General features: G+C 74.1%; 8 protein-coding genes and 1 pseudogene. 3 read left to right on the forward strand and 6 right to left on the reverse strand.

Annotated elements, in window-relative coordinates; genetic code table 11:
- The first annotated feature begins 197 nt into the window (after positions 1-197).
- Together CCN33_RS00475 and CCN33_RS00480 are read left to right on the forward strand one after the other, a co-directional pair.
- A complete protein-coding gene (locus tag CCN33_RS00475) occupies positions 198-1,430 on the forward strand; it encodes a serine hydrolase domain-containing protein (RefSeq protein WP_086689959.1) in 1,233 nt (410 codons plus the stop codon).
- Between the two features lie 73 nt (positions 1,431-1,503).
- A complete protein-coding gene (locus tag CCN33_RS00480) occupies positions 1,504-2,388 on the forward strand; it encodes a 3-hydroxyacyl-CoA dehydrogenase NAD-binding domain-containing protein (RefSeq protein WP_086689961.1) in 885 nt (294 codons plus the stop codon).
- An 89-nt stretch (positions 2,389-2,477) separates the two neighbouring features.
- Here CCN33_RS00480 and ribA read toward each other — a convergent pair whose 3' ends face one another.
- Entirely contained in the window at positions 2,478-3,137 is a 660-nt protein-coding gene (gene ribA, locus CCN33_RS00485) for a GTP cyclohydrolase II (protein WP_086689963.1), read from the reverse strand.
- A 39-nt stretch (positions 3,138-3,176) separates the two neighbouring features.
- On the opposite strand from ribA, the gene CCN33_RS00490 reads away from it, so the two are divergent.
- Positions 3,177-3,953, forward strand: coding sequence for a creatininase family protein (locus CCN33_RS00490; RefSeq protein ID WP_086689973.1), 777 nt, complete (start codon positions 3,177-3,179; stop codon positions 3,951-3,953).
- 104 nt (positions 3,954-4,057) lie between these two features.
- Here CCN33_RS00490 and CCN33_RS32615 read toward each other — a convergent pair.
- The 5 genes and pseudogenes from CCN33_RS32615 to CCN33_RS00515 form a co-directional block, all read right to left on the reverse strand.
- Positions 4,058-4,981 (reverse strand): annotated as a pseudogene (locus CCN33_RS32615) (lysylphosphatidylglycerol synthase transmembrane domain-containing protein); the annotation flags it as partial.
- A complete protein-coding gene (locus tag CCN33_RS00500) occupies positions 4,981-5,952 on the reverse strand; it encodes a class I SAM-dependent methyltransferase (protein WP_086689967.1) in 972 nt (323 codons plus the stop codon). The gene CCN33_RS00500 and the pseudogene CCN33_RS32615, both read right to left, overlap by 1 nt.
- Positions 5,949-7,148 (reverse strand): glycosyltransferase family 4 protein, encoded by a 1,200-nt coding sequence (locus tag CCN33_RS00505; protein WP_086689969.1) that lies wholly within the window; start codon positions 7,146-7,148, stop codon positions 5,949-5,951. Before CCN33_RS00505 ends, CCN33_RS00500 begins: the two co-directional genes overlap by 4 nt.
- Positions 7,145-7,543 (reverse strand): 6-pyruvoyl trahydropterin synthase family protein, encoded by a 399-nt coding sequence (locus CCN33_RS00510; RefSeq protein WP_086689971.1) that lies wholly within the window; start codon positions 7,541-7,543, stop codon positions 7,145-7,147. Before CCN33_RS00510 ends, CCN33_RS00505 begins: the two co-directional genes overlap by 4 nt.
- A 116-nt stretch (positions 7,544-7,659) precedes the next feature.
- A partial coding sequence (locus CCN33_RS00515) for a zinc-dependent alcohol dehydrogenase (RefSeq protein WP_086689975.1) occupies positions 7,660-8,510 on the reverse strand: 851 nt, incomplete at its 5' end.

The following is an 8,510-nucleotide window of genomic DNA, read 5'->3' on the forward strand; positions in this document are numbered from 1 at the left end:
GACCGAGGCCACGCGTGGCCACCCAGGGCTCCCCTTCGCTCACGCTGCGCGAGATCGCCGCGTCGGCGCGGGTGCCGCGTCGTGTCGCGTCGTTCACAAGATCGGCTGAGGGCGGGGTACTTGACGGTGATCATGCGCCACGATGAGCGTGGAGACCGGCCCGGCAGCACAGGGGCCGGCAGGACCGGAGGAGAGCCATGGCACAGCTTCGACAGGAAGTCGCCCCGCGGGACGTGGGGCTGGACGCGAAGGCGCTGGACCGCCTCGACCAGCACGCGGCCGGTCTCGTGGACGAGGGCCGGCTGCCCGGCTTCCTGGTGTCGGTGGCCCGTGGCGGCCGGGTCGCGCATCTGACCACCTACGGCCACCGTGACCTCGCGGCCGGGCTCCCCGTGGAGACCGACACCCTGTGGCGGATCTACTCCATGACCAAGCCGGTGACGGCGGTGGCGGTGCTGATGCTGGTCGAGGAGGGCCTGCTCGACCTGGACGACCCGATCGACCGGTACCTCCCCGAGTTCGCCGACCCCCGTGTGTACGTGAGCGGGTCGGGGGACGACGTACGCACCCGCCCGGCCGCCGGCCCCATCCGCGTCCGGCATCTGCTCACCCACACCGCGGGCCTGACCTTCGCCTTCTACCACGACCACCCGGTGGACGCCCTCTACCGCGCGGCCGGGCTGGAGTCCTCCGTGCCCTCCGGCGCCGACCTCGCCGAGACCATCGCGGTGTACGCGTCCCTGCCCCTCCAGTTCGAGCCGGGCACCCAGTGGAACTACTCGGTCGCCACCAATGTGCTGGGCCGCCTCGTCGAGGTCGTCTCGGGCCGCCCGCTGGACGCGTTCTTCGCCGAACGCGTCCTCGGCCCGCTCGGCATGACCGACACCGGATTCCACCTCACCCCCGAACAGGAGCCCCGCCTCGCGGAGTTGTACGGCGAGACCGAGGACGGCGGCATCACCCCGGTGGCGGGGCTGCCGGTGCGCGGACGGCCCCGGTTCCTGTCGGGAAGCGGCGGGCTGGTCTCCAGCGCGGGCGACTACCACCGCTTCATGGAGCTGTTGCGCCGGGGCGGCGAACTCGACGGTGTCCGGCTGCTCTCCTCCGCCACGCTCGCCCTGATGACCCGCAACCAGCTGCCCGGCGACGCCGTGCTGCGCGAGTTCGGCGCCCCCGCCCACCAGGAGCGCGCCAACGACGGCCTGGGCTTCGGCTTCAACGTCTCCGTCGTCACCGACCCCGCCCGCACCCTGGCCCCCTCCGCGCCGGGCACCTTCGGCTGGACCGGGGTGGCGACCACCGCCTTCTGGGTGGCCCCGGCGCTGGACCTGACCGTGCAGTTCATGACCCAGGTACGCCCCCGCACCCTGAAGATCTTCCCCGACCTGCGCCGCCTGGTGCACGAGGCGGTCGTTGCGCCGGTGGGGTGAGGGGGCGCCGGGCTCGCGGGGAACCGGGCATGACTGGGTAGTGCCCGCCCCCGCCTGTCTGGAGTGATGTCCCGTGGCCGTCGTGACGATCGTCGGTGCCGGAGTGATCGGCGTGTCCTGGGCCCGGCTGTTCGGGGCGGCCGGCTGGGAGGTCCGCCTGAGCGACCCGCGCCCCGACCTTCCGGAGATCGTGCGGCGGGACCTCCACGGGCTGCCGGTGACCGCGACCGACGACCTGGCGGGCGCCGCCCTTGGCGCGGACTTCGTGCAGGAGGCCGGGCCGGAGCGGACGCCGGTCAAGGAGGCGGTGTTCACCACGCTGGCCGAGCACACCGGTGACGACGTGGTGCTGGCCTCCTCCTCGTCCTCCCTGCTGCCCTCCCTGATCGCCGCGGGCAACCCGGCGGCCGACCGGATCGTGGTGGGCCACCCCTTCAACCCGCCCGAGCTGATGCCCCTGGTGGAGGTGGTCCCCGGCCCCGACACCTCGGCCCGCACGGTGGAGCGGGCGATGGAGGTCTACCGGAGCCTGGGCAAGGTGCCGATCCGGCTGAGGAAGGAGATCCCCGGCTATGTCGGGAACCGGCTCCAGAAGGTCTTCACCGACCAGGCGATCCATCTGGTCCAGGAGGGCGTGATCGACGTGGCCGACCTGGACGACCTGGTCCGGGCCTCTCTCGGCCTGCGCTGGGCCACCGTCGGCCCGTTCGAGAGCGGGATGCTCGGGGGCGGCCCGGAGGGGATGCGGCACCTGATGACGCACGTCGGCTCGCAGCTGACCTTCGAGGCCGGCGCACCGGACCCGGCCCGGATCGGCGAGGTGCTGGACGAGGTGGAGGAGGCGTACGGTACCGGCGTCGCCGCCTACGACCGGCTGGCCGAGCTGCGCGACGAACGGACGCGGGCGGTGCTGGAGCCACTGGGCTGGCCGGTGCCGCCGGCGGTCGAAAGCCGCTGAACCGCCCCTCGCGCTCCAGAAGTCCTGTGCAAAACGAGACGTCCGGCCGGGGAGTCCGGCCGGACGTCTCGCATGGGGGAAGGTGGGGCTCAGGAGCCGTGGGCCACCGCGTCCAGGTGGGGCAGGTGGTGGTCCAGGCGTTCGCGCTTGGTGCGCAGATACGTGATGTTGTTCTCGCTCGGCTCGATCAGCAGCGGCACCTGCTCGGCGACCTCGATGCCGTGCTTGGTCAACGCCTCCCGCTTGCGCGGGTTGTTGGACATCAGCCGGACCGAGCGCACCTTCAGGTCGTGCAGCATCTCCGCCGCCACCCGGTAGTCGCGGGCGTCCACCGGCAGACCGAGCGCGAGGTTGGCCTCGACCGTGTCCAAACCCTCCGCCTGGAGCGCCATCGCCCGCAGCTTGGCCAGCAGACCGATGCCCCGGCCCTCGTGACCCCTCAAGTACAGGACGACACCGGCGCCCTCGGCGACCACCGCGCGCAGCGCGGCCGCCAACTGCTCCCCGCACTCGCAGTGCTGGGAGCCGAAGGCGTCGCCGGTCAGGCACTCGGAGTGCAGCCGCACCAGCACGTTCTCGGCCCCGATGTCCCCGTGCACCAGGGCGACCTGCTCGTCCCCCCGGTCGTGGTCCAGGTAGCCGATCGCCTGGAACTGCCCGTACGCGGTGGGCAGCGGAGTGTTCACGACGCGTTCCGTGCCCGAACGACGCGGGTTCTTCCCGCCGAAGGCGCCGATGTTTTCTGTCATGATCTGATTCCTAAGCAGAGACGAAAGGCCGTGGGAAACATGAGTGGTTCGGGCGCGCGACCGGCGGCCTACGGGGTGATGCCCGCGGACACCACCGAGGACGTACGAGCGCGGGGGGCGGGTGTGTCACGTCAGGTCGCCGTCCTTCCCGTGGGGAGCTTCGAACAGCACGGTCCGTACCTCCCGTTGGCGACCGACACGCTGGTGGCATGCGCCGTGGCGCGGGAGATCGCCGCCGCGTACCCGGTGCACCTCCTTCCCCCGGTGACCCTCGCGTGCTCGCACGAGCACGCGGCCTGGCCGGGGACGGTCAGTATCTCCTCCGTTACCCTGCATGCGGTCGTACGTGACATCGCCGACTCGTTGCGTCGCTCGGGCGTGGAGTCGCTCGTGGTGGTCAACGGGCACGGCGGGAACTATGTGCTGGGCAATGTCGTGCAGGAGGCTTCGGCGCGGGGCGAGCGGATGGCGCTGTACCCGGCGGCCGAGGACTGGGAGGAGGCGCGGCAGCGGGCGGGTGTGGAGACCTCGCTGCTGACCGACATGCACGCCGGGGAGATCGAGGCGTCCATCCTGCTGCACGCTCATCCCGAATTCCTCCGCCCTGGCCATGAGTCGGCCGATTTCACCGCCGACGACCGTCGTCATCTGCTCACCACGGGAATGGCCGCCTACACCGAATCGGGCGTCATCGGCCGCCCGTCCCTGGCCTCGGTGGAGAAGGGGAAGGGCCTGCTGGCCGGGCTGGTGGAGAACTTCGAGCCGTACTTCCGGCTGCTGACCTCGCCCGAGGCGCCCACCGCGCCGCGCGGGTAGCCGCGCAGGGCGCCGGCCCAGCGGGCGACGAGGACGGCGGCGCCGGGCAGCGCGGCGACGAAGCTGAGCACGCCGTACACCACGGCGACGGCGACGCCGCTGCTCGCGCCGAGTCCGGCGGCGGCGAACGCCCAGGCGGTGACGCCCTCGCGGGGGCCGAAGCCGCCCACGTTGAGCGGCAGTCCCATGGCGACCAGGGCGAGCACCGCGAGCGGCAGCAGCAGCGCCACGGACGCCCCGCTGCCGGCGATCCGGGCGGCGACGACGAACATGCCGAGGTGCCCGGCGAGGACGACCACCGAGGACAGCGCGATGCAGGGCCCGCTCTCCCGCGACAGCAGTCCCTGCCGCGCCTCCCGCAGCAGCCCGCTCCCCGGCAGCGAGCCGGTGCGCCGGCCGGGCGCCCGGTTCATGCGGAGGGCGAGGACGACCGCGAGCGCGCCCGCCCCGGCGAGCGCCACCGGCACCGCGACGGTCCGCAGGTCGTCGCGGACCGGGGACGGCAGGGTGAGCAGCAGCGCGGCACCGCAGACGGCGAGCGCCAGTTGCCCGGCGATCCGCTCCAGCACGACGGCCTTGACGGCGCGCCGGATGTCCCCGGCGCTCTGCCCGTGCCGTACCGCCCGGTGCACGTCGCCGAGGACACCGCCGGGGAGCGCCGCGTTGAGGAACAGCGCCCGGTAGTAGTCGGCGACGGCGGCGCCGAGCGGCAGCCGGATGCCGAGGCCGCGCGCGGTCAACTGCCAGCGCCAGGCGCTGAAGACGGTGGTGACGGCGCCGATCCCGAGGGCCGCGAGCACGGTCGCCGTGTCGATCCGGCGCAGCCCGTCCACCAGCGGCCCGGTGCCCAGCCGCCACAGCAGCGCACCGAGGATGGCGACGCCGACGACCGTGCCGACGTGGGTGCGCAGCGTGCGCCGGGCAGTGACGTTTCCGTCGGGTGTACCGGGCGGCCGGGCGGGCTCCGACGGCTCCGGAAGGCCGGTGTCTCGGGTCTCCGCGACCGCCGCGCCCGTCCGCCCGTTCATCACGCCTCCACCGGCCGGGGCAGCGCCAGCAGGTCGCTGTGGTGCACCACGACCTCCAGCTCGCCCGCCTCGCACGCGGCCAGCCGGGCGCGCAGGTACTCCTCGGCGCGGGTCCGCAGGGCGGGCCGCTCCTCGACGGCCGCGCCGACCCAGCCGCGCAGCCACTGCGCGGTGAGCGCCGCGTGCTCCGGGCCGAGCCGCCAGGGGCTCGGGTGCACCCGTACCGACGCGCCGTGTCCGGCGAACGCCTCGCCGGCCGCGGTGACCGCGTCCGGGCCGAGCAGGCCGCCCCGGCGCTGGTGGGCGTTGAACGCCTCGGCCAGGTCGGCGTCCAGCGGGTCGGGGGACGCGAACTCGACGCGTCCGGCGACGGACAGGGTGAGCAGCGCGGGGCTGCCCGCGCCCGCGCAGGCGGCGGCCAGCGTCTCGATCTCGGGGCGGGTGAGCACGTCCAGCAGCGCGGACGCCGTCACCAGCGAGGCGCCGGACAGCGCGTCCGGCGTGAGCCGGGCGACGTCGCCGCGCCGGGTCTCGACGGTGACCCGGCCGCCGTCCGCGGCGGCGCGCGGGGAGGCGACGGCCGCGAAGTGCAGCAGGTACGGGTCCCGGTCGTGCAGCACCCAGTGCTGGGCCCCGTCCAGCCGGGCGGCCAGCCAGCGGCCCATCGAGCCGGTGCCGCAGCCAAGGTCGTGGATGACCAGCCCGCCCTCCCGCGAGGGGAGTTCGGCCAGCCGCTTGCCGAGCGGCTCCAGCAGACCCAGGGCCCGGGCGTCGGCGTCGGCCGGCTCCCGGAGCTGGAGCCACTCGGGCGCGTACCGGGGCCCCTCGTCGGCGTCCCCCTCGCGCAGCCGTACGGTGGCCCGCTCGCCGGGGCGGCCGACGGGGCCGGCGCCGGCGATGACGTCGGAGGTGCCGGTGGGCTCGGTACCGTCGTTCACCCGGTGTTCCTCCTCGGTGGTGGCGTCGGTCATGCGGCCCTCCTGGGGACGCCGGGGAGCCTGCCGAGGACCCCGGCGAGGCTGCGGGCGGTGGCGGCCCAGCCGCCGAGCGCGCTGCGCCGGCCGCGCGCGGCGGCCTTGAGGCGGCGGCGCACGTCGGGCTCGCCGAACCAGCCGCGCAATTCGGCGGCGATGGCGGCGGGGTCCTCCGGCGGGACGAGGATGCCGGGCACGCCGCCGTCGGGGGCGCGGCCGACCGCCTCGGGCAGCCCGCCCACGTCGGTGGCGATGACCGGGATGCCGCGCGCGAGGGCCTCGGTGACCGCCATGCCGTAGGTCTCGGCGTAGGAGGTGAGCACCAGGAGGTCGGCGGCGGCGTAGCTGGCGTCGAGGTCGGCGCCGGTGCGGGGACCGGTCAGGTGCAGCCGGTCGGCGAGGCCGTGCCGCTCGATCTGGGCGCGCAGCGTGGCGACGTACTCGGGGTCGGTGCCGAGGCCGCCGACCAGCGAGCAGGTCCAGGGCAGGTCCCGCACGGCCGCGAGGGCCTCGACCAGGCGGTGCTGGCCCTTGCGCGGGGTGACGGCGGCGACGCACACCAGGTGGGAGATGCCGTCGGTGCCGGGCGCCAGCGGCGCGATGTCGGCGCCGGGGGCGGCGAGGTGGACGCGGTCGGGGGCGAGACCGTGGTGGGCGACCAGACGGCGTACGGCCCAGTCGCTGGTGGCGATGGTGGCGGGCACGGCGCGCAGCACGGCGCGTTCGCGGGCGTCGAGGTCGGCGGCCACGGCCGGGTCCAGGCCGGTCTCGTCGCCGAGCGGCAGGTGGACGAGGACGGCGATCCGGAGCCGTTCGGCCTCGGGGACGACGATCTCGGGCACTCCGCAGGCGACCAGGCCGTCCAGCAGGACCACGGTGTCGTCGGGCATCTGGGCGAGGGTGCGGGCGAGCGACTCGCGGGCGTCGGCGTCCGGGTCCGGCCAGGCGCCGGGGGCGGCGTGCCGGACGACCTGCCAGCCGAAGCCGGGCAGGTCGAGGCAGACCCGGCGGTCGTAGGCGTTGCCGCCGCTGGGCGCGGCCGGGTCGTCGACGCCGCCCGGCATGACGAAGTGCACGGTGCGCAGCGACATGGGGATGATCCCGAAGTTCTCGGTGTGCTCGGTCTTCTTGACGGCGCGGGGCTGTGGGGGCACGTAGGCGAGACGGGCCCGGTCCACGGTCAGGTCGCTCACAGGCCACGCTCGTAGCTCGCCCAGGCGATGTGGGACTCGTGCAGGGTCACCGAGAGCGCGGACAGGCCCTTCGCCCCCTCGCCGAGCGCTCCCTTGGCGATGCGCTCGGCGAGCCGGTCGGCCACGACCTTGGCCAGGAACTCGGTGGAGGTGTTGACCCCGGCGAACTCGGGGTCGTCGTCCAGGTTGCGGTAGTTCAACTCGGCTGTGATGGAACCGAGTTCACGCGTGGCGAGGCCGATGTCGACCACGATGTTGTCCTCGTCCAACTGCTCACGGCGGAAGGTCGCGTCCACCAGGAACGTGGCGCCGTGCAGGCGCTGCGCGGGTCCGAACACGTCGCCGCGGAAGCTGTGGGCGATCATGATGTGATCGCGGACGGTGATGCTGAACAACGGACGACCCTCCAGGTGCGGCGCGTCTGGTCCCCCGGAGGTTCCCGTCCGGGGGTTGCCGGGTAATACGGTTCTTCGGTTCCCCGTGTTCAGCCCTCTCTCACTCTTTTCTCAGGTCAGGCCGGGTCGGGGTAGCGGATGCGGTGGCACAGGGCGGGGATCCCGCCGCTCGTCAGGCGGGGCATCAGCTCGGGGAGTTCACCGAAATCGCTCTCTCCGGTGATGAGCGCGTCCAGTGCCGGGTCGGCGAGCAGGTCCAGGGCGAGGGCCATCCGCTCGGCGTAACCCCGGCCGGGGCGGGCGGCCGGGGAGACGGTGCCGACCTGGCTGGCGCGGAGGGTGAGCCGGCGGGAGTGGAAGGCTTCCCCCAGCGGCAGGGTGACGCGCCGGTCGCCGTACCAGCTCAGCTCCACGACGGTGCCCTCGGGAGCGAGGAGTTCCAGGGCGCGGATGAGGCCCTGTTCGGTGGCGCTGGCGTGGATGACGAGGTCGCGCTCGCCGGTGGCCTCGTCCGGAGTGGCGAAGTCGACGCCGAGGGCCTTGGCGGTCTCGGCGCGGGCGGGGTCGGCGTCGACGAGCTGGAGACGGATGCCGGGGAAGCGGGCGAGCAGGGCGGCGACCGAGCAGCCGATCATGCCGCCGCCGACCACGCTGATCCGGTCCCCGATCTGCGGGGCCGCGTCCCACAGGGCGTTCACGGCGGTCTCCACGGTCCCGGCGAGCACGGCCCGCGCGGCGGGCACCCGGTCGGGCACGACGGTCACGGCGCTCACCGGAACGACGTAACGGCTCTGGTGCGGGTGGAGGCAGAAGACCGTACGGCCGATCAGCTCATCGGGTCCCCGCTCGACCACGCCGACGCTCAGATAGCCGTACTTCACCGGGGCCGGGAAGTCGCCCTCCTGGAACGGCGCCCGCATCACGTCGTGTTGGCTCTCGGGAACGCCGCCGCGGAACACCAGGGTCT

The sequence above is a fragment of the Streptomyces recifensis genome, from assembly GCF_002154615.1.
Taxonomy (GTDB): Bacteria; Actinomycetota; Actinomycetes; order Streptomycetales; family Streptomycetaceae; genus Streptomyces; species Streptomyces griseoluteus.

Bases quoted from the DNA above. Each gene is read 5' to 3' on its own strand.
- CCN33_RS00500 (WP_086689967.1), bottom strand. From the start codon at position 5,952: ATGACCGACGCCACCACCGAGGAGGAACACCGGGTGAACGACGGTACC.
- CCN33_RS00490 (WP_086689973.1), top strand. From the start codon at position 3,177: ATGAGTGGTTCGGGCGCGCGACCGGCGGCCTACGGGGTGATGCCCGCG.
- ribA (WP_086689963.1), bottom strand. From the start codon at position 3,137: ATGACAGAAAACATCGGCGCCTTCGGCGGGAAGAACCCGCGTCGTTCG.
- CCN33_RS00475 (WP_086689959.1), top strand. From the start codon at position 198: ATGGCACAGCTTCGACAGGAAGTCGCCCCGCGGGACGTGGGGCTGGAC.